Annotated in this window: 19 protein-coding genes; 5 read left to right on the top strand and 14 right to left on the bottom strand. The window is 53.5% G+C overall.

What is annotated here, in order from left to right; genetic code table 11:
- Nucleotides 1–10: 10 nt before the first annotated feature.
- From OU789_RS08815 to OU789_RS08805, 3 genes are all read right to left on the bottom strand, one after another.
- On the bottom strand, nt 11–862 hold the full coding sequence (locus tag OU789_RS08815; protein ID WP_274655136.1) for a carbohydrate ABC transporter permease: 852 nt from the start codon (nt 860–862) through the stop codon (nt 11–13).
- The gene (locus tag OU789_RS08810; RefSeq protein WP_274655135.1) at nt 862–1,782 is read right to left on the bottom strand and encodes a carbohydrate ABC transporter permease; all 921 of its coding nucleotides are present in this window, start codon (nt 1,780–1,782) and stop codon (nt 862–864) included. Before OU789_RS08810 ends, OU789_RS08815 begins: the two co-directional genes overlap by 1 nt.
- Nucleotides 1,783–1,883: 101 nt before the next feature.
- Nucleotides 1,884–3,146, bottom strand: a complete 1,263-nt coding sequence (locus OU789_RS08805) for an ABC transporter substrate-binding protein (protein WP_274655133.1) — start codon at nt 3,144–3,146, stop codon at nt 1,884–1,886.
- A gap of 333 nt (nt 3,147–3,479) precedes the next feature.
- Here OU789_RS08805 and otnK point away from each other — a divergent pair, with 333 nt between their 5' ends.
- The 5 genes from otnK to OU789_RS08780 all read left to right on the top strand — a co-directional run bounded on the left by otnK (nt 3,480) and on the right by OU789_RS08780 (nt 7,564).
- On the top strand, nt 3,480–4,709 hold the full coding sequence (gene otnK / locus OU789_RS08800; RefSeq protein ID WP_274655131.1) for a 3-oxo-tetronate kinase: 1,230 nt from the start codon (nt 3,480–3,482) through the stop codon (nt 4,707–4,709).
- 13 nt (nt 4,710–4,722) lie between these two features.
- Nucleotides 4,723–5,013, top strand: coding sequence for a putative quinol monooxygenase (locus tag OU789_RS08795; protein ID WP_274655129.1), 291 nt, complete (start codon nt 4,723–4,725; stop codon nt 5,011–5,013).
- Nucleotides 5,010–5,393 (top strand): class II aldolase/adducin family protein, encoded by a 384-nt coding sequence (locus OU789_RS08790; protein ID WP_274655127.1) that lies wholly within the window; start codon nt 5,010–5,012, stop codon nt 5,391–5,393. The genes OU789_RS08795 and OU789_RS08790 overlap by 4 nt, the downstream gene beginning before the upstream one ends.
- A 3-nt stretch (nt 5,394–5,396) precedes the next feature.
- Nucleotides 5,397–6,077 carry a GntR family transcriptional regulator gene (locus tag OU789_RS08785; RefSeq protein WP_274655125.1) on the top strand — a complete coding sequence of 227 codons (681 nt, stop codon included), beginning with the start codon at nt 5,397–5,399 and terminating at the stop codon, nt 6,075–6,077.
- 335 nt (nt 6,078–6,412) lie between these two features.
- The gene (locus OU789_RS08780; RefSeq protein WP_274655123.1) at nt 6,413–7,564 is read left to right on the top strand and encodes a lytic murein transglycosylase; all 1,152 of its coding nucleotides are present in this window, start codon (nt 6,413–6,415) and stop codon (nt 7,562–7,564) included.
- Nucleotides 7,565–8,411: 847 nt separating this feature from the next.
- Here OU789_RS08780 and OU789_RS08775 read toward each other — a convergent pair.
- The 11 genes from OU789_RS08775 to ytfQ all read right to left on the bottom strand — a co-directional run bounded on the left by OU789_RS08775 (nt 8,412) and on the right by ytfQ (nt 20,830).
- On the bottom strand, nt 8,412–9,878 hold the full coding sequence (locus OU789_RS08775) for a mannitol dehydrogenase family protein (protein WP_274655121.1): 1,467 nt from the start codon (nt 9,876–9,878) through the stop codon (nt 8,412–8,414).
- Nucleotides 9,879–9,960: 82 nt separating this feature from the next.
- Entirely contained in the window at nt 9,961–10,965 is a 1,005-nt protein-coding gene (locus tag OU789_RS08770; protein WP_274655119.1) for an ABC transporter ATP-binding protein, read from the bottom strand.
- 11 nt (nt 10,966–10,976) lie between these two features.
- Entirely contained in the window at nt 10,977–11,810 is an 834-nt protein-coding gene (locus OU789_RS08765) for a carbohydrate ABC transporter permease (RefSeq protein ID WP_263952788.1), read from the bottom strand.
- A 5-nt stretch (nt 11,811–11,815) separates the two neighbouring features.
- Nucleotides 11,816–12,754, bottom strand: coding sequence for a carbohydrate ABC transporter permease (locus OU789_RS08760; RefSeq protein WP_263952789.1), 939 nt, complete (start codon nt 12,752–12,754; stop codon nt 11,816–11,818).
- A gap of 158 nt (nt 12,755–12,912) precedes the next feature.
- Nucleotides 12,913–14,196: an ABC transporter substrate-binding protein gene (locus OU789_RS08755; protein WP_446719170.1), complete on the bottom strand. Its 1,284-nt coding sequence runs from the start codon at nt 14,194–14,196 to the stop codon at nt 12,913–12,915.
- A 116-nt stretch (nt 14,197–14,312) separates the two neighbouring features.
- Nucleotides 14,313–15,344, bottom strand: coding sequence for a LacI family DNA-binding transcriptional regulator (locus OU789_RS08750; protein ID WP_274655116.1), 1,032 nt, complete (start codon nt 15,342–15,344; stop codon nt 14,313–14,315).
- 145 nt (nt 15,345–15,489) lie between these two features.
- Entirely contained in the window at nt 15,490–16,266 is a 777-nt protein-coding gene (locus OU789_RS08745) for a FadR/GntR family transcriptional regulator (protein ID WP_274655114.1), read from the bottom strand.
- On the bottom strand, nt 16,212–17,204 hold the full coding sequence (yjfF, locus tag OU789_RS08740; protein ID WP_263952792.1) for a galactofuranose ABC transporter, permease protein YjfF: 993 nt from the start codon (nt 17,202–17,204) through the stop codon (nt 16,212–16,214). The genes OU789_RS08745 and yjfF overlap by 55 nt, the downstream gene beginning before the upstream one ends.
- Before the next feature lie 2 nt (nt 17,205–17,206).
- A complete protein-coding gene (locus OU789_RS08735; RefSeq protein ID WP_263952793.1) occupies nt 17,207–18,265 on the bottom strand; it encodes an ABC transporter permease in 1,059 nt (352 codons plus the stop codon).
- The gene (locus OU789_RS08730) at nt 18,252–19,778 is read right to left on the bottom strand and encodes a sugar ABC transporter ATP-binding protein (RefSeq protein WP_274655111.1); all 1,527 of its coding nucleotides are present in this window, start codon (nt 19,776–19,778) and stop codon (nt 18,252–18,254) included. The genes OU789_RS08735 and OU789_RS08730 overlap by 14 nt, the downstream gene beginning before the upstream one ends.
- 98 nt (nt 19,779–19,876) lie before the next feature.
- Nucleotides 19,877–20,830: a galactofuranose ABC transporter, galactofuranose-binding protein YtfQ gene (gene ytfQ, locus OU789_RS08725; RefSeq protein WP_263952795.1), complete on the bottom strand. Its 954-nt coding sequence runs from the start codon at nt 20,828–20,830 to the stop codon at nt 19,877–19,879.
- Nucleotides 20,831–21,096: the final 266 nt, after the last annotated feature.

Below are 21,096 nucleotides of genomic sequence, written 5' to 3'. Positions count from 1 at the left end.
CTTGGTCTTTCTATTTCACGGCTCCGGCGGTCATCCCTTGGATGAGGCGCTCGGAGAAAAACACATAGATCAGCACCACAGGTACGATCGCGATCATCAGGCCAGTGGCGATCATTCCGACGTCTTCGAGCTGGTCGCCCAAGAAACGGAGGACGCCCAAAGGAAGGGTGCGTTTGTCGTCTTCGGTGATTAGGACAACCGCATAGAGGAATTCGTTCCACAGCAGGATCGTGTTCAGGATCACCGTTGTCGAAATTGCGGGTAGTGCAACGGGTAGCGATATCTTCCAGAAGATTGCCCATTCCGAATATCCGTCGATCCTTGCGGCCTCAAACAGGTCTTTGGGGATGCGGGCAAAGAAGGATTCAAGGATATAGATCGTCACCGGAAGTTGGATTGAAACATATACGAGAACCAGTCCAATCCGGCTGTTATAGAGCCCATAGTCCACCATGATTTGGAACAAGCCGATCACTGTCACCTGTGGCGGAAAGATGATGGTCGAGAAAATCAGGAAGTAGACGAAGCCCTTGAAACGGAAGCGGTAGCGCGCGAAGCAATGCGCGGCCATGCCACCAATGATTGTCAGTAAAGCCACTGCCGATAGGACGATACTCACCGAGTTGAAAAAATAGGTGTCATAGTTGCTGTCGAACCAGGCACTTGCGAATTTGTCGAAATGCCAGGGCCAGGGCAGCGCATACGGGTTGGCTGCGATCTCGGTTGTGGTTCTTAGCGACATAGATGCCACCCAAACAAAGGGGCCAGCCGAGTAGGCCGTATAGATCGCGATGAACAGCACGAGGGCCGCCATGCGCAGGCTGCTGCTGCTGATACGGGGGGAGTGATTGGCCGCGCTCATCAGTATTCCAACTTATCTTTCTGGCGGAATAGGAAGGTCAGTCCAAGCACACCGGCAAGAACAATGACAAACCAAACAACCGCGATGGTAGAGGGATATCCGAGGTCAAATGTCGACCATTGGAAGGCTCGTTTGTAGACATAGGTAGAGACGGTCTCGGTCGCCCAGAGAGGGTTGCCTTGTGTCGTTACCCAGACGAGGTCAAAGACTTTCATCTTGCCGATGAAGCTCAGCACGATCAGATTTAACAGCGTTGGTCGGATCAAAGGCAGGATGACGAACCAAAGCTTGGCAAACCATCCACAGTTGTCCAATTCGGCCGCTTCGAGAACTTCCGAAGGTAGCGAGGACATCGCGGCAAGGATCACAACCATGTTGAAACCGGTCCACATCCACGTGGTTACTGCGATCAACGACGCAAGCGCGGTATCAGGATGCCCGAGCCATGGTTGCGCCCAGCTATCAAGTCCGATAGCGCGCAACATCGTGTTGAGTGCGCCCCATTCATAGTTGTAAATCCACATCCATAGGATGCCTACGACCACATATGACATGAGAACTGGAGTAAACCACGCAACGCGCAAGACGCGTGAAAACGGTACTTTGGCATATAGACAAAGGGCCAGAAGCGTCGCGATGCTGACTTCGAGGATTGGCGCAACCGCTGCCCAAGTCAAAGTATTCCAGACCGCCTTCCAAAAGATCCTGTCTGTCCAAAGTTCGATGTAGTGGGTGAAGCCAACCCATTCAGCTGCCTTGTTGGGTACAATCAGATGGGTCGAATTATAAAATGTCCGCAGAACTGGAAGGGCGGTGAATGCCGCATAGATCAGTAAGGCAGGCAAAAGAAAGGTTGCGATTGCGCCGATAGGATTGGCGTGGTCGCGCTCCTTTTGAATTGCAGGTGAATTATGGGTCACGTGTCGGGTTCCGGAATGAGAAAGATGGATCGGGACTATAGCCGATTTTCCCCGAAAGGTTGTGGCCAGGCGAGAGGTTGCCCGGCCACAAAGGGGAGCGCTTAGTAGGCGGCGCTCATCATGTCGATGACTTCATCCACGCTGATCAAACCTGCGGGAAAGGCCTGATTGATGGTTTGAGTGAAGGTCTCGCGCGGTGTGCCCTGCATCTGCTGAACAGGGATACCGTAGGTATAGCTGGCTCCCTCGTTAGCGGCGGCGAGCTTTTGGAAATAAGCTGCATTGTCACCGGAGATCTTTGAAGGGTCCGCCTTGATGCCGGTTTGAACAAGGTTGGCTTCGAGCCATTTGTTGCCCATTTCCGGCGTCGCCATCGAGTTCAGGAACGCTGCCGCAAGGTCTCCATTCTCAGAGCCCGCATTCACAACGTAAGACCCACCTACGGCGATTGTCTTACATTTCGGGCAAGCTGCGTCCTCTGGAATAGGGCCGTGACTGATCGAAATATCGAAGTCAGCTGGCTGCCCGCCCTCGTCAGGCGAAGCGAACGCGCGGCTTGGATAGAACGACCCCATTTGCAACATCACCGCTCCAGGTGAGGTGTGGAAATAACGGTGCGCTTCGCCAAGTTTGATGGACGAGAAAGACGCAGGGAATGCGCCTGCATCGATGATCTCTTTGGCATATTCCAGCCCTTCGCGAACACGCGGATCATCCCATTTAACATCGCCACCCTTTAGCAAGCTGGCATAGTCCTCTGCGCCGAGCTTTTTGAGTAGGATGTCATGGGTAAGAAACGCGCCAGGATAGGGGCGGTCGCCGACGCCTTGCGCCATCGGGGTGATGTCTGCTGCTTTGATTTTGGTCACGGCATCGACAAATGATGCTCCAACCAACCCTTCAACAGGGATTTCAACGCCAGCCTTTTCCGCTAATGCGGTGTTCACATAGGTTTCAACCGTCCATGCTTCGAGCGGGAACCCATAGACGCCGCCTTCATAGCCCCAGACCTCGGTTGCCCATGGCTCGATTGCATCCCAATCCAGCTTGTCTTTGAGATCCATTACCAGCCCGTTCTCCATGTATTCAGTCTGGCTTGTCTCTGCGTAAAAGATATCTGGCCCTTGGCCCGCTGTGAGTGCCGTCTTGAGCGCGGCATAAAGCGGTTCTTTTTGGTACCAATTGATCTTGATCGTTACGCCTGGGTTGGCTTCTTCGAATGCTTTGGCAGCACTTTCTACGAATTCAACCTTTGCGGCCTGATCTGCCCAGTGCGACCAGAGCGTCAACTCTTGCGCTTGGCTGGCACCGGCAATCAGCCCGATTGTTACCGCGAGTGCGGATGTCTTATTTCGAAATGTCATGTCGTCCTCCCTGATGACAGATTTCTCTATAACTGATGACTTGGCTAGGGCTTTCTGTCAATAAAATTATTGATAATTTACCGGATATCAGCATAACATACTGTCAGTAATATGTTTTCTCGGGTTTTTGTTCGGTCTCTGAAAGCTAAAAATTGAAAGGTAGAACATGCACTTGCGGCCTAGGCGGAGGAGATTCTTAGAGGCAGGGGGATGCTCGTTCAGGTCGGCTGTGTGGGAAGAAAAAGACCAATCTCTTTCGGTGAAGGTCATGTGTAGCACTGTCCCTTCTAACAATTTCGCGAGAAACCTAAGGCCATTTTGAAAGGAAATACTGTGACAAACGAAATAGTCGGCGTCATAGCAGACGATTTCACAGGAGCGACGGACGTTGGGGGGCTGCTCGCCCGCACACGTAACGATGTTGCACTTTATAGTGGGATGCCGACGCAGGATTTGCTGCAAGACGCCTCGGTACATGTTGTTGCGCTGAAAATCCGCTCAACGGAGGTGGAGGAAGCCCGCGCACAGGCCAAAGAAGCCTTAGCTCGTTTGCGGAACGCAGGGGCAACGCGGATTTATTGGAAGATTTGCTCGACATTCGATAGCACCGACAAGGGCAATATCGGCCCGGTTGCTGAAGCATTGATGTCTGAAATGAGTGCGACTTATACCGTATATTGCCCAGCTTTCCCTCAAAATGGGCGCGTTGTTCGTGATGGTATCCTTTATGTGAATGGGGTGCCGCTCGCGGAAAGCCCGATGAAGGATCACCCACTAACACCAATGCGAGAGAGCGATCTTGTGCGTGTGTTATCTCCACAAGTCAGCAAACGCGTGAGCCGCCAAGGGCAAGATCGCGTGGCTACCGAGTCACTTGTCGAAGATGGGTTTTCCCATTTCATAGCTGATGCTGTAGATGGCGACGATCTCGAAACACTTGGCCATGAATACGGAGACTTGCCGCTTTTGGTCGGTGGAAGTGCCTTTGCCGCAGCAGCCTATGGCGCGAAAGACATTCAATCCGTGAGAAGAACTCCCGTGTACCAATCTGTTTCCGATGGTCCCGCGTTGCTTATTTCAGGGAGCTGTTCGAAGGCAACGCAAGAGCAGGTGGCACGCTATTCATCATCAGGCGGGCGCGTAATCCGCATTGATCCGCGAAATCTATCGCCTCGAGGAGAAATGGAGCTCATTCATCAGGTGATTAGTCAGCTGGGTGATACGCCACTTTTGCTTACATCCACCACTGACCCCAAAGAAATGAGGGCTATTCAAGCGCAGATGGGCGCAGAGAATACCAGTCTTCGCATTGAGGGCGCGATGGCCCTTTGTGCTGCTGCCGCTCGAACGGCCGGCGCAACGCGCTTTGTCGTGGCGGGTGGTGAAACCTCGGGTGCCGTTACAAGCGGGCTTGGTGCGGACCGGCTTAGCCTACGCAATGAGATTGCCCCAGGCGTCCCGTGGTGCCTTGCCAAGGATCAGGCAGGTCACTTCGCACTCGCCCTCAAAAGCGGAAACTTTGGCGGGCCGAATTTTTTTCTTGACGCCCTCGCGGCCTTATAAGTTTGGAGATTCCATGTTTGTTGTCACTGTTGAGTTCACGATTAAGCCGGAACATCTAGACCACTTCCTGCCCGCGATGCAGCAGCAAGCCGCGACTTCGCTTCGGGTTGAGCCTGAATGCCAGCAGTTTGATGTTTGCCAATCGTCCGAAAGGCCAGAGCAAATTTTTCTATATGAAGTTTACGACAGTGCCGCTGCATTTGATCAACACCTTGCGTCAGATCACTTCAAACAATTTGATTTAACGGTGACGCCTTGGGTCGTGCAGAAAAACGTTGCTGTGTTCATGAGGCTCGAAAAATGACATCCCAAAACAAACTTCGCGAACGCATATGTCTTTTTGCGCGCTTTTTATATGATCGCGGACTGACGCATGGCTCTACGGGTAATATTTCGGTGCGACTTTTGGACGGTTCTCTTTCGGTTACACCGACAGGCTGCAGCTTCGGGTTCCTTGATCCGGCAGACATTGCACTATCGGCTTTGCCGGAAAGCACATCCGCCGCAATACTCGCAAATCACGGACCAATTGTTGCAGGCGCGACGCTTGAAAAGACGGTATTTGCGCTGGAAGAGCTTGAAGCGACAGCGCGACTTGCCCTTGAAACCGCGGGCAGCCATACTCGATTGCTGACTCGAAAAGAGATCCGCAAACTGATTTCAGTTTTTGATCTGGAGATTTGAACCATGCCTAGACGCAAAGAAAATGTCGCCCAGTCAAAAAGCCTCGATCAGGTCATTCATGATCTCGAGTTAGAGATCGTACTTGGCCGGATGCGTCCACGCGAACGTCTCGTCGAAGACGAGCTGATGGAAAAGTTGAATGCCAAGCGCCACATGGTTCGTTCCGCTTTGAACGAACTTGAAAAGCGGGGGCTAATTGAACGCCGCCAAAACAAAGGTGCGCGCGTACGGGAGTACACTCAGGATGAGGTGAAATCACTTTACGAGTTTCGCGTTGATTTGCATCGTTTGGCGGTATCCAAAATTAAACTTCCCCTCGATGAAGCAGTTCTCGCTCGTCTCTCGGAATTGGCCAGTACGCACGAAGCCGCTTGTGCCGATGGTCGTCTGGCAGATGTAATCGAGTGCAACAATGCCTTTCACGACTGTCTGTTCGATCAATGCGGTAATCCATTTTTAGCAAACACGATCCGGCAAGTTGCCGCTGCGACCAACTCAATACGTTCCTATCGTATTGCGGACCCGAAGCTTCTCAAACAAGCGGCATCAGAGCACAGGGCAATGATCGAGGCTGCTAGTGGTGGAGATCTGGAGGTGCTGGACCGCCTTGTTGAAGCCCACATCATCCCGTCGAGAGATATGTACCTCCGCGACAGAAAACTCGCAGATGCGACGAAGGCGTAAACCCTTCAAACGCGGTTGATTTGCAAGTGGTTGACCGACGCAGGGGAGAGGTTTATTTGGTGGTTTTATTGGCCCCCGGAAACTGTGCCACTACTTACTGATTAAGCGCGTAATAGATAACGGCACGGAAACGTTGTTCTGATGACGATGCGCAGATGGTTTTGCGCGCATTTCGTTTCTTTTCTGAACATTTTCTTCTCTTCCATAACGTCTGATTGAAAAGTTTTGCCTAGTTATGAAGAGTTAAGGCATGTGCTTTCGCTTCAGTTCGTAAGTCTGCTTTTCTCTGTTTGCCGCGTAGGCTACGCTGGAGGAAAGATTTAAGGACCGAGCAGATGAACCTTACACGAAGAACAACACTTTTGGGGCTCATGGGGCTGAGTCTGACCGCTTGTGGTGGTGGAGTCGGAACCGTTGGGCCAAGTATCGCTGGGGGCGGTGGTGAATTGCCAGCCGACTTACGGCCGACACCGAATTCCTCTTATGACGCGTGGGTTTCACGTTTTCGCAGCCGCGCCAGCGGACAAGGAATATCGCCTGCGACCCTAAATGCCGCGTTCCGTAACACGGGCTATTTACCAGGTGTCGTTGAGCGGGATAGAAACCAGACCGAATTCACCCGAACTTTAGAAGATTACCTTGCCATTGCGGCCTCGGACGAGCGGGTTTCGAAGGGGCGCGCGGCGTTTCAACGGCACCAAAGCACGCTTTCGGCGGTTGAGGCTCGCTATGGCGTTCCGGCAGAGATTGTAACCGCCATTTGGGGTTTGGAAAGTTTCTATGGGGAAAGGCGCGGTGATGTGCCGGTTATTTCTTCGACCTCCACACTCGCCTACGACGGGCGCCGCGGTGCGTTCTTTGAAAAACAACTGATTGCAGCCCTTAAAATACTTCAGAGCGGCGATACTACGCCTGCAAATCTAAAGGGGTCTTGGGCAGGAGCGATGGGACATACCCAGTTTATTCCGACCAGCTATCAGGCCTTTGCGGTTGATTTCACTGGGGACGGTCGCCGCGATATCTGGTCTGATGATCCAGCGGATTCACTTGCGTCGACGGCGGCTTATCTTGCGCGCAACGGTTGGGTGTCGGGCGTTCGCTGGGGCGGAGAAGTTGGCAACAATGCCCCGCAAGGGCGTATCATTCAGCCCCAGCCTGGCGGCCCAAGTTTCTCGGTGACGCGCAATTTTGACGTCATCAAACGCTACAATAATTCAGATAGTTACGCGATTGGCGTTGGCCATTTGGCCGACCGGATTGCTGGCGGCGGGCCGCTGAATGGGAGCTTTCCACCTGATGAGTATGGCCTGACCAAGGACGATCGCGTGCTCCTGCAACAACGCCTCACCTTGAGAGGATTTGACACAGGTGGAACCGATGGCGTGATTGGTCCGAACAGCCGCAAGGCGATCAGTTCTTATCAGTCGAGCATTGGCGTTCCAGCTACGGGCGATCCATCGCAAGCGTTGCTGGCATCGCTCCGATAACACATTCTGCCGAGGTTTTAATGTAGATAGGCTCTGCGACCGCACAGCGCGTTCTGAGCCTCGGCAGGTTCGCATTTTTTCTAATTACGACGCATCCCGTTGGGTTGTCTCGTAAAACGGTTCCCGTCAGGGTTTCACATGCAAAAGGCGAGATATTTTTGAGGCGAAGCAAGATGCCCGCCTTATTCGCCGATAAATTTGAGTCTCTTGCGCAGATGAAAAAAACCCATGCTGACGTGGTTAGTTGTGATTTAGTTTGGGAACCGAAACAGGCTGCCGGTGTTGCTGGCAATTTGGCTCGCCCTCTGGTTATGCCTTGGGAGGCATCAATTGCTTGTTTGCCACCCTATGGGGCAATACAGGAATGTCCGCTCAACAAGAGGACGTGACGGAAGCCACCTCGATATCGTGTTCAATATTCTTGGCTATTCTTCGTCGTTGAATTTTATGATGACTGTTACACCCAAAATCTGCTTGAGAAATTGAGCGAAACGCCCGCTATACAGTTTGTTGCGAAGCAGAAGGATACTACATCTTGGGTTACTGGTCGTCCGCAAGGTTCCGCAGAAATCCTTTGCGAAACTGATGAGTTGGACGTTTTTGCGCCGCGGTTCGCCCACAACGAAAAAAAACGACCGCTGTTGGGTTAGAATAGGGGCAGTCTATTTTCTCAAGTATTCGGACATACACCTATAGTATCATGCGACTATCGGCTTGGCGTTCACTATAAGATTACTGCCTTTTTCTACGCACTTTTTCTGACGCGTTGTCGAATTGGTCCAAGTGTGCGCTTGGCACAGCAAGTGAGGCAAGAATTTTGCCCGGCCTCTGACCGTTCTTCACCCGCTCAGGTGTTCAAGTACGTAACAATCGTGGCTTCAACGCCTTCCAAGTGAAGCTGCTTGAGCCATAAGGCGAACTTCGCTCTGAAGTTTGGATCATCAGCCAAGGAACCATAGAACTCTCGTTGCTCTAGCCATGCCTGCGGGTTTTGCCTTGCTTCGTTTGCAACGGTCGTCAGCTGCGCCCAAACAGGGTCATTTGGCTCAATGCTACTTCCGTTCTCGCGTGTGCCTGTGCACATCCGCGCCCAGAGTGCCTGAGAAAGCGCAAGCCCGTCGATGGGGGCATTCTGTGATGCGGCCAGCCGTATGAGAGGGAGAAGCGCTCCTGTGTGTCGGCTGGACCCGTCGAACGCAACGCGCCGAACGGTATCGACAATCGCGGGGTTCGAAAACCGAACATCGACCAGATCGACATATTGCTCTGGCGTACAGCCGGGAACTGTTTCGATATGTGGCGCAATTTCGTCCAAAGCAATTTTGCGGAACAGCCGCTTGATCAGCCGGTGCTCCATTGCTTCAGAAATGGTTGAAATGCCGACAATCTCCGCAGGGTTGGCAACGATCTGATGCCCGCCGTTCAGGAGTTGCAGTTTCATGGCCTCAAAGTCGTGAACGCGGTCTGAGATTGTTGCGCCGACATCTTCCCAAGAGGGGCGGCCCGCGCAGAACGCGTCTTCAATTACCCATTGGCGGAAGTTCTCGTGGGTGACGGGAACCATGTCGTCGACGCCCAGTTGCTGAACCAGCTCCAGTTCATTTGGCCCTGTGGCGGGTACAATGCAATCGACCATGGAATTGGGGAAACTGACATTGCTTTCGATCCAGCGCGCAAGAACCGGATCACTTAGATTTGCGAGGCCGATCACCACCTCTTTTAGAATGCGGCCATTGCCTGGCAAGTTGTCACAACTCATGCAGGTGAAAGGGCCGCTGCCAGCATCGCGGCGGGCTTTCAAGGCCGCTACAATTGCACCAAAGGCCGTTTTGGGCGTGGTTGGGTTTTGAGCGTCAAAGGCAATATCCGGATGGGTCGGTGCAAAACGTTTGTCCGCAGGGTCAAGATAATAACCGCCCTCTGTGACCGTCAGAGAGACGATACGAATCCGTGGGTCGGTCATCTGCTGGATCAATGGCTGGTTGCCGTCTTCGATCGGGACATAATCGATCATGGAGCCGACAACTTCCGCAGAGGTGCCTGATGGGTCCAACTCGATAAGAGTTGTTAAGTAATCCTGCGCCTCTAGCTTGGAGCGTTGGGCGCTGTCGTAATCTCGGACGCCAGCGCCGATGATAGCCCAGTCTTGCGCCTTTCCCTCTTGCATCAGCCGATGAAGATACCACGCCTGATGCGCACGATGAAAATTCCCAACCCCGATGTGAACAATCCCGGGTGTGAGCGCACTGCGATCATAGGTTGGCACCAAAACACTGTCGGGCAAGTTTTGAATTGTCGTGTTTCTGAGTTTCATCGTCACCGATCTCCTCGCGAAATGTCCCATCAGCTCTTCTTTCTTTCGGCCGGATGTCAGGGGAAGGGGCAGGGGGCAATCATCACTCGATGCGCAATCCGTCCGCCCCGAATTTGTGAATTTGGTCAGGCTGCGGCGTTAGATAAACTGTGTCGCCGTGACGGACGGCAATGTCGCCAGAGATCCGCACCGTGAAGGTTTCAGCCAATCCAGTATCGTGGACGTGGATGAAGGTATCCGAGCCAAGGTGTTCGGCGACGCCAACAGTGCCTTTCCACATCCTCTCGGTCGTGCTGACTTCGGTGTGTTCTGGGCGAATGCCGATGGTGTCTGCCCCGCGTTTGGTTGCTTCTTCGCCGGTAATGAAATTCATCGTGGGCGAGCCGATAAACCCAGCGACAAACTTGTTGCGTGGCCTGTGATAAAGATCGAGCGGGGATCCCACTTGTTCGATCACACCGGCTTGGAGCACAACGATTTTGTCGGCCATTGTCATCGCTTCAACCTGATCATGCGTCACATAGATCATTGTTGTCGCCATGCGGTTGTGCATCTCGCTGATCTCGATCCGCATGCCGACACGCAAAGCCGCATCAAGGTTGGAGAGGGGCTCGTCAAACAAGAAGGCAGAAGGATCGCGCACAATCGCGCGGCCAATGGCAACCCGCTGGCGTTGCCCGCCTGAAAGCTGCCCCGGTTTGCGTTCGAGGTAATCCGTCAGGTTCAGCGCCGCCGCTGCTGCGTTGATCCGCTTTTCTTGCTCGGCTTCGTCAATGCCCGCCATGCGCATCGGGAAGGCAATGTTCTTGCGAACAGTCATATGCGGATAGAGCGCATAGGATTGAAACACCATCGCCAATCCGCGTTTGGAGGGCGGCACCTCTGTCATGTCCTGATCGTCGATCAGAATTCGGCCAGAGGTGGTCTCTTCCAACCCCGCGATCAGCCGAAGCAGGGTGGATTTCCCGCAACCTGATGGTCCGACGAAAACCGCGAACTCGCCGTCTTCGATTGTCAGGTTTAGTGGCGGAATGACCTCAACGGTACCGAAGGTTTTTGTAACGTTTTCTAGTGAAATGCGTCCCATGTTGATTTTCCTTACTTCACGGCGCCAAAGGTCAAGCCTTGGACCAATTGTTTCTGACAGAACCAGCCCAACACGACGATCGGTCCGACGGCAGCGGTAGAGACAGCCGAGAGGCGTCCGAAGAACAGGCCTTCTGGTGCGCGGTTGCCTTCGATGAGTTTGGACAGGGTTGCGGCCTCAGTGGTGGTGAGACGCACGGTCCAGTAGGCTTCGTTCCAGCAAAAGATGAAGCAAAGCAGGGCTGTTGATGCGATGCCGCCCCAAGCCAGCGGAACCAGGATCTCTTTGATCTCTCCCAGCGTATCCACGCCGTCCATCTTGCCGGCCTCGATAATGTCTTTGGGGATTTCCTTGAAATAGGTGAAGAGCATCCAGACAACGATTGGCAAGTTGATCAGGCTGAGCACCATGATGATCAGGAAATGGGTGTCAAACAGACCGAGACTCTTGGTTAGGAAAGTCATCGGATAGAGAACCGCCGCAGCCGGAAGCATCTTGGTCGAGAGCATCCACATCAGCACATCTTTGGTTGCGCGGCTGGGGTTGAACGCCATCGCGTAAGCTGCTGGGATACCGACGAAAAGGGTAAACACCGTTGCGAAAACCGAGGTGATGACCGAGTTGCGCGCAAAGCGCCAGTAGTCGTAGTTCTCGGTCATGTTCAGATAGTTATCGAGCGTTGGCTTAAACCAGAACAGATATTCGGGCTTCACCGCATCTGCATCTGTTTTGAAGCTGGTCAGAACCATCCAGAAGATAGGAAAGAAGAACAGCAGGCCAACCATCCAGGCCAGCACAGGCCAAGCGATCTTTGAGAACTTTGTTGTTTGAGCGACAATGGCCATGGTGATTACTCCATCAATGTCTTGCCGATCATACGCAGCAAGAAGATTGCGACGATGTTGGCAAGGATGACTGCGAAGATGCCGGTTGCGCTGGCAGCCCCAATGTTGTTGTTGGCGAATTCACCAATCAGATACGGTAGGTTCTTGTTTCCGTTACCACGGCTGACGATCTCGATTTCGGCGTAGAGCGACAGGTGGAAGATTGCCTGGATCATCACAACGATCGCAATCGGGCGTCCGAGGTGTGGCAAGGTTAGGAACCGGAACTGGGACCATGCACTTGCGCCATCTAGAACAGCGGCTTCTTTCTGCTGTTGGTCCTCCGACTGAAGCGAAGTCATGAAAATCAGGATCGCGAAGGGTGTCCACTGCCATGTCACCATGATGATAACAGCCAGAGCCGATGTCTGTGTGGCGCGGAAGGAGATCGGCTCCAGTTCTGGCCACAACGAAAAGAACCACCCGATCAGGGGCGCATTGCGCAACCCATCGACCAGATCATTGATGCCTCCCACGGCGATGCCTTGCAGGCCAAGAACCGGATCAAGGATCATGTTGATCCACAGCACAGCATTCACCGCTGGCATCACGAAAAACGGTGAGATCAATAGCACGCGTACAAAGCCACGGCCAGGGAAGGCGCGGTTGATCAGTACGGCAATTAGCACGCCAAGAATGACGGTAAGGAACAGAATGCTGCACACGATCAGCAGGCTGTTCTGGATTGCCAGAATAAAATCTTTGGATTTCAGGACGAATTCGTAGTTTCCGAAGCCGCGCCAGTTGCTCAGGCTCGGTGTTGTCCATTCGGGGCGTCTTAGGCTGTTAAGCACATAGCGAATGAACGAAAAATACAGGGTCATCCCAAGGGGAACCAGCATCCAAACCAAAAGCAATAGTACCGCTGGTGTTTGCAGGAGCCTTGGAAGCGTTCTCTTAGACATGAAGCTATCCTCCCGGCAAAACGACGATCTGTCGTTAAGCGCGATATTCTAGGTTGCAATTAAATTGGACGTTACGTGTCGTGCGTGCGTGAAAGCAAGTCAGCGACGTCGAAGGGTGGAGGGCCATACGGGCATATGGCCCTCCTGGGGAGTGGAGACTAGTAGTATCCAGCCTCCTGCATGATAGCATCTGCGGCCGCTTGCGAGGCTTCAAGCGCCTCATCTACGGACTTAGCACCGGACAGTGCTGCAGCCATTTCCTGAGCTACGGCAGAGCCGACTTCAGGGAATTCCGGAATAGACGCGAACTGAACGCCAACGTATGGCTTCAGGTCTGTGGCTTGTGGAGCTGCGCTCTCAATTGCCGCCATTTCCGCTTTTGCAAAGTCTGCAACAGCTTGGAATTCAGGCAGTGCATAGGTCGATGCACGCTGACCAGTTGGAACGGAGCCCCAACCAAAATCAGGATGGTTGCCGACGGCCTGAACATACTCTTTGGACGTTGCCCATTCGATGAAGTCAGCCGCTGCTTCTGCATTTGGCGAACCTGCAGGGATAGCCATTGCCCATGCCCAGAGCCAGTTGGCTCCAACCGGGTTGCCGGCGTTTGGCGATTGAGCGTATGCAACGCCGTCCACTTCGAGGAACGATGCCGCGATTGTCGCGTCGATCCACATGCCGCACTTGCCTTCGTTGTAAAGCGCGAGGATTTCGTTGAACGAGTTACCTTCAGAGCCTGGAGGGCCATAGTTGCCCAGCAGATCTACGTAGAAGTTGATTGCCGCACGCCACTCGTCGCTGTCGATGGTTGGGCGATAGTCTTTGTCAAACCATGCACCACCAAAAGAGTTCACGACAGTTGTGATGAACGCCATGTTGTCACCCCAACCTGGCTTGCCGCGCAAACATGCGCCGTAAACACCTTCGTCTGGGTTGTGAATGGCTGCGGCTGCGGCCTTTACGTTATCCCAGCTGTCGTTGTCAGCAATGGTAACGCCGGCTGCGTCGGTGAGGTCTTTACGGTACATCACCATCGAGCTTTCGCCATAGAATGGTGCAGCGTAAAGCTGACCGTCGTGGCTCAGGCCTGCACGAATTGCAGGGAGAATGTCTTCGACATCGTATTCATCGCCGAAGTTCAGAGGCTCAATCCAGCCTGCAGCGCCCCAGATTGGTGCTTCCTGCATACCGATATTGATAACGTCATACTGACCGCCACCAGTGGCAGTATCCGAGGTCACTTGCTCCCGAAGAACACCTTCCTCCAGCGACACCCAATTCAGTTCAACGCCTGTCTCGGCTGTGTAAGCCTCGGCGACTTTCTGCATGTTAATCATGTGACCGTTGTTAACGATCGCGATAGTGAGGCTGGTTTCGGCACTTGCCACACCGGCCATCAAAGTTAAGGCACTGACTGTACCAAGCGCGTTTCTATAGGACATCCGATCCTCCCTATGTCTAGAAGTTGCACCAAAAGCGTAACCTCAGAAGTCCCGTTGCGTCAAATATTATTTTTACGCGCGTAAAGTTTTATATTTGCGCATGCAAGATCAATAACTTAGGCAGACCCCCGCATGATGAGTCGGCCTTCAAATAACGTGACGTCTCTATCTTTCGCGCGGGTTTCTGATTCGATTAGGGCAAGAAGCGTTTCAACACTGCGCGCTCCAATTGAGTCGTAATCCTGAGAAACGGTTGTGAGGGAAGGGCAGGTGTATTGAGAGAAGGGGTGATTGTCATGTCCGGCAACACGGAGAGCGCTTCCTGCGCCCAAGCCCACTCTCAGGCCGTTTTCATAAGCAGCGGACAGAAAGCCGATCGCCAGTCGATCGTTTGAGCAAAGTACCGTGTTTGTCGGCAGTAGACGGTTTTCGATCAACCTTGTTCCGCCTTTGAACCCAATCTCTTCAAAGTCCCATCCTTCGCCATCTGTTTGTATCAAGTGGGGTTCTTGATCTAACCGCTCCATAGCCGCGACATATGCGGTCCGACGTTTATAGGCGTTAGGGTTAATCGGGTTCTTCATTTCGAAAAATGCGGGGGGCTCGCCAGTTCGGCATAGGTATTCAACAATTAATTCAATGCTTTGATCATTGTCAGAGCCGAAAAATGCCTCGCCAACGCCTTCAAGATTGGCGTCAAACAGCACGGTCGGGACTTCCTCTGCGAACTCTGCGACCCGTTCATGATCGGAAGCTCGGCCCAGAGGGGCCAACAACACACCGGCAGGTTTGATTGCGCGCAAGCTCTCCAGATTGGCTAACTCCTGTTCCGGTCCGGCGTGCGAACTTAGCAGAAGCGGGTTAAAGCCAGCCTCTACGATCATGCCTTCAATTGTACGTGCGATGCCGGCAAAAAATGGGTCGGTCAGGTTGGGCACCACAAGGCCGATGTTTTTGGTCTGTCTGCGGTTTTGGTTGATCGCATAAATGTTCGGCCTGTAATCGTGCTTCTCAAGCGCGGCTTCAATCCGCGCTCGGGTCGATTTCCGCACGCTGTCCGGATCGTTGAAGTATTTGGATATTGTCGGCCTGGAGATCCCGCTAACGGCTGCGAAGTCTTCCATGTTCTTTATTTTTGACTCACTCATCGCCCATCCTTTGCGGGCCTGCTGGGCCTCTCTTTGTCTGTGTTAGTAGGATAGGCCGAAATTTCAATTTTGCTACAAAAAACTTTACGCCCGTAAAGATTTTGCGTGATTTTGCTGACAAGTTTCGCTTGCTGAGCGCGCCTGATTATTTTCGCGGCGCTTGGAGCCTGAGTTGGCCCTGTGTGATGACATGTTCCATTATTTCTTTGGCTTCTTGAGCCGCCCCGGTGGAGATCGCTTCGGCCACGCGTCTGTGGTTTTGTGCAATTTCTTCGCGCAGACTTAGGAACGTTTCATCCTTTTCGATCATGAACAGCGAGTAGAGTGCGGTTTGCACGATATCGCCCAGAGATTGCAAAAACCGGTTGCCGGAGAGGCCCAGCACGCGTTTGTGGAATTCACAGTCGGCAATTGCGAATTCGGCACGGGTTTCTGCATTAGCGAGGGCATCGCAGAGTTCAAACAGTTTGTCACAGTCGATATTGTTCGCGCTTCGCGCGGCTTTTGCGGCGGCGGCGGGTTCGAAGAACAGGCGAATTTCAAACAGCTCATCGTGGAACTGCACCGGGTTCTTCAGAGCCGTGTGCCATCGCAGCACATCGTGATCGAACATATTCCATTCGCTGGGCGGGCGCACATGGGTGCCGACCTTGGCTTTGGATTGAATAAGACCTTTTGCAATGAGCGTTTTCTTGGCTTCGCGGATCACGGTGCGCGACACGTTGAATATCTCGCACAGGTCGGGATCGAGCGGGATCATCGTTTTGGCCGGATACTCCCCAGCAATGATGGCCTTCCCGAGGGCATCCACAACGAAATCTGTGTGGTTTGAAGCGCGCGCATCACGTGCGCCAGGAGACACAACAGTCACGAGGGCGTTGCCAAGCCAGTCGATTGTCTTTTGCCGGTTCTCGTTGCCCAAGTCAGCCCTTTCTGAAGCAGGATGAACGCGAAAAGTAGACCACCTATCACAATCTTTGTCCACCAGCTCGACAGGGAGCCGTCAAACACAATGTAGGTCTGTATCAACCCCATTATCAGGATGCCGAAGAAGGTACCAGCAACGAAACCGTAACCACCGGTGAGGAGTGTTCCGCCGATAACAACTGCGGCGATTGCATCAAGTTCTACGCCAACTGTTGCCAGTGAATATCCCGCAGAGGTGTAGAGCGAAAATACAATGCCGGACAACCCAGCAAGGCCACCGGAAATGGCGTAAATACGGATGGTTGTGGATGCTAGCGGCACTCCCATCAAACGCGCTGTTGCCGCGCCGCCACCCATGGCAAAAACGTTTTGGCCGAATTTTGTGCGGTGCGCGACGATTGCACCGATGATAAACGTCAGCAGCATCACTCCACCGATCAGGCGAAAGCGTCCGCCGGAAGGGGCTTTCCAGTAAATATCCTGAAGCGTGCTGAAGAACTCATGGGTGATCGGCACACTGTCAGTTGAGAGGACATAGGCTGCGCCGCGCGCCAGAAACATCCCCGCAAGCGTTACAATAAACGCGGGCATCTCAAGGTAGTGAATGACCGCGCCCATTGCGGCCCCAAACGCAGTTGTAATCACAAGAACAAGTGCAAAAGCGGCGAGGGGGTGAATGTTTGTGTCCCTAAGGATCACGGCAAGGAATACGCCGGTGAACGCAATAACCGAGCCGATCGACAGATCAATCCCGCCAGACAAGATCACGAAGGTCATGCCAACGGCCGCGATGCCGAGAAAGGCGTTGTCCGTCAGCAGGTTCGCGGCAACGCGGGTTGAGAAGATCGCCGGATATTGCCACGCACAGAGCGCAAAGGCGATGACAAAGGTTCCAAGCGTAACCAGAAGCGGAAGATGCGTGGTGCGGATCATGGTTATTTATCCTTGTTTGGAACGAGGGGCGAGGCTGCCGGTCGCGTAGGAGAGGCGATGTTGCGTCCGCCAGAAGCAGCGCGGAACATATAGACAAGGTGTCCGATTTTCGGAGACTGGATCACAAGAATAGCAAGGATCAGAAGTGCCTTGATGACGAGGTTGAACTCCGGTGGCATGCCAGACAGCAGAATGACAGAGTTGACCGACTGTATGATCAAAGCCCCTAGCAATGAGGCAACGATTGAGAACCGCCCGCCAAGCAATGAGTTTCCGCCGATCACAACCGCAAGAATTGCGTCAAGCTCAAGCCAGAGGCCGGCGTTGTTTGCATCGGCCCCTTTGATATCGGCGGCAACGATAACGCCTGCCAATGCCGCACAAAGCCCTGACATGACGTAAACACAGATCAGAATGACGCGGGAGTTGATGCCCGTTAGCCGCGAAGATGTTTCATTCACGCCGATAGCTTCGATCAGCAGGCCAAGCGCTGTGCGTCTGATGACGAATGTTGCAAGCGCGCCAAGGGCAACCCAAATCACAATGGGCGTCGGTATGCCCGCAACTGTCCCTGCACCCAGGCGGACGAGGCCTTCGTTGTTGAACGTAAGGATTGTGCCTTCGGTGATAAGCTGTGCAATGCCGCGGCCCGCGACCATCAAAACAAGCGTGGCAACAATCGGTTGGATGCGGATGACAGCAACAAGAACCCCATTCCACAGCCCGCAAAGACCACCAACAGCCAGCGCGCCAAGAAGCGCGGTAAACCAGCCGTGCCCTTCAACCACAAGAGATGCCGCCGTTGCCCCCGCTATCGCCATCACAGCACCGACGGAAAGGTCGATCCCCTTCGTCGCGATCACCAGCGTCATGCCTACACATAAGAGAGCGGTTGGCGCGCCGCGGTTGAGTACGTCAATCAAGCTGCCAAAGAGGCGGCCGTTCTTGAACTCGATCCGAAAGAAATCGGGGAATACAATAAAGTTAAGGAGAAGCACCACGCCCAGAATAACAAGCTGGGGCAGAATGCGCTTGAGAACAGAGCTGTTAGGTCCGGGCATTTGAAGGTCTTTCGAGTGTTTCGTCGGTAATTGCATGCACGATATTTGCGGTTGTGATGTCATCACCGGTCAGTTCGCAGGCTTGCTCGCGATCTTTCAGCACAATGACGCGTGTCGAGTAGGCGACAAGCTCCTCCATTTCAGAGGAGGCAACCAAGAGCGCCATGCCCTTGTCGCGCAGGTCTTCGATAAGCGAGATAATCTCGGAGTGCGCGCCCACATCAATGCCGCGCGTCGGCTCATCAAGGATTAAGAAGTCTGGATCCGTCGCCAGCCAGCGCGCCAGAAGCGCTTTTTGCTGATTGCCGCCCGAAAGCAGGCGGATTGGCATATCAAGCGAAGCGAGGCGAATATCCAATGCCTCGACATAATGCTCTGCGATCTCATTGATCTTTGAACGAGACAGCGGGCGGCTCCAGCCCTGACGAGCTTGAAGGGCGAGGATAATATTGTCACGGACCGATAGCTCCCCGACGATCCCTTCGGTTTTTCGATCCTCGGGGCAGAGCGCAAACCCGTGAGCGATTGCATCACGCGGGTTACTTAGGCGGATTTTTTTGCCCTGAACTTTTACGTTGCCGTGGTCTGACTGAACCGCGCCAAAGAGGAGATTGGCGGTTTCGGTCCGGCCAGACCCAAGGAGCCCCGCAAGGCCCACGACTTCGCTCTTGTGAATATCAAGCGAGAACGGCTCGATCATCCCGCGCTTACTGAGGGTATCAGCGCTCACGAGAAGCTCTCCGGCCGTGCCGCCGCTTCGCACGTGAATTCGCTCTTCCAATTGGCGCCCAAGCATCAATGTCACGATGTCTTTTTGTGTGACTTCTGCCAAGCGTCGCATTCCGACGTTCTGGCCGTTGCGCAAGACGGTTGCCCGATCAGAGATTTCAAAGACCTGATCAAGGAAATGGGTAATGAAAACAATGGCCAACCCGCGATCACGGAGCTTGCGGATAACCGAAAACAGGAGTTGAACCTCTTCGCGATCAAGCGAAGCGGTGGGCTCGTCAAGGATCAGGACCTTGCCCGACATTTCGGCCGCGCGCGCGATGGCCACGACCTGTTGCACGGCGACAGAATAGGATGTCAGCGGTTCGGCGGGGTCAATATCGAGCCCGAACTCGGCCAGTGTCTTGCGGGCAAGGTTTACCATTTTCTTGCGCGAGAGCATGCCAAAGCGGGTCGGTTGTCGCCCCAAAAACAGGTTTTCCGCAACCGTTAGGTTCGGCAGCAGATTTACTTCTTGATAGACCGTGCCAATCCCAAGAGACAGGCTTTCGGCCGTAGAAGCAGGCGAAACGGGTTCGCCTTCGAGTGTGATTGTGCCCTCATCGCGCCGATAAGCGCCGGTCAGGCATTTGATAAGTGTAGATTTCCCCGCGCCGTTCTCGCCAAGCAGGGCGTGAACTTCGCCGCCAAACAGGTCGATATCGACATTGTCCAACGCGATCGTGCCCGGAAAGTATTTGGTGACGCCACGGGCTTGCAACATTGGGGTCGGCTGGTCTGGCATGGAGCTATCTCGTTTGTTTGGCTATAGGGTGTGCCCCCACATCATGAGACACGGGGGCACTTAATCAAGAACAGAGAGAGTGTCTTGATTAGGAAACTTTAGTAACCAAGCTGTTTTTTCTCTTCGTAGATGGCATTGTTGTCGTCCGAAGCGGTGAACAGACGGGATTCTGTCTGGATCCATTTCGGCGGCATTGTGCCATCTGCGAGGTACTTTTCGAGCGCATCATACGCAGGGCCAGCCATATTTGGCGTCAGCTCAATCGTTGCGTTCATTTCGCCATTGGCAATGGCAAGGTGCGCATCCGGCACAGCGTCAATCGCGACAACGAGGATGTCTTCGCCCGGTTTCAGGCCAGCTTCCTTGATCGCTTGGATCGCACCAACGGCCATGTCGTCGTTGTGAGCATAAAGCGCACAGATGTTTTCGCCGCCCTCAGCCTTGAGGAAGCTTTCCATTACGACTTTACCTTGGCTTCGCGTGAAATCGCCCGTTTGCGAACGCACGATTTTTAGGTTGTCGCTGCCTGCAATGCCCTGTTCAAAACCATTCTTACGGTCAATCGCGGGCGAGGAGCCTGTCGTGCCCTGAAGCTCAACGATGTTACACTCCGCGCCGCCAACTGCTTCGGCCAGCCACTCACCGGCAACTTTGCCTTCATAGACGGTGTCGGATGTGACCGAGGTCAGATAGAGGTCGTCTGATGCGTCAACCTTTCGGTCAAGCAGCAGTACAGGAATGTCGGCGTCTTTTGCTTCTTCGAGCACTTCATCCCAACCTGTCGCAACAACAGGTGCGATAAAGATGCCGTCAACGCCCTGCGCGATGAATGAGCGGATCGCTTTGATCTGGTTCTCTTGCTTCTGCTGAGCATCAGCAAACTTGAGCGTGATGCCGCGTTTCTCGGCCTCCAGTTTTGCAACCGATGTTTCCGCAGCGCGCCAACCGGATTCAGACCCGATCTGCGAGAAACCCACAGTCAAATCCGCCGCAAAAACCGCCGCTGGCATCAGAGCAACAGCGCTCGCCAATAGTAAAGTTCTTCGTTTCATTTCGTCCTCCCTAGTGAATAACAATCTATTCGGGAATCATTAAGTAATACTTTAACACTTATGTCAAATTTTTTTCGGAAACGGACTCGCTGTTGGTTTTATTATATTGATTTTTAATGTAAATATCTGACTTCGCGGTTGGCTTCGCACTCAAGAGCAGTGCCCTGCAGCGGTCACTTGCGCGCAGAATTCCAGATATTTTCTACCTGAAGAGAACAGGGTAGAACGTCCTCGGATACGAGGTCGAGGCGGGAGATGTCGTCGCT

Origin of the sequence: Halocynthiibacter sp. C4, from assembly GCF_028823805.1 — a bacterium.
Classification (GTDB): Bacteria; Pseudomonadota; Alphaproteobacteria; order Rhodobacterales; family Rhodobacteraceae; genus Falsihalocynthiibacter; species Falsihalocynthiibacter halioticoli.
This window is presented reverse-complemented; position numbering and strand designations above follow the sequence as displayed.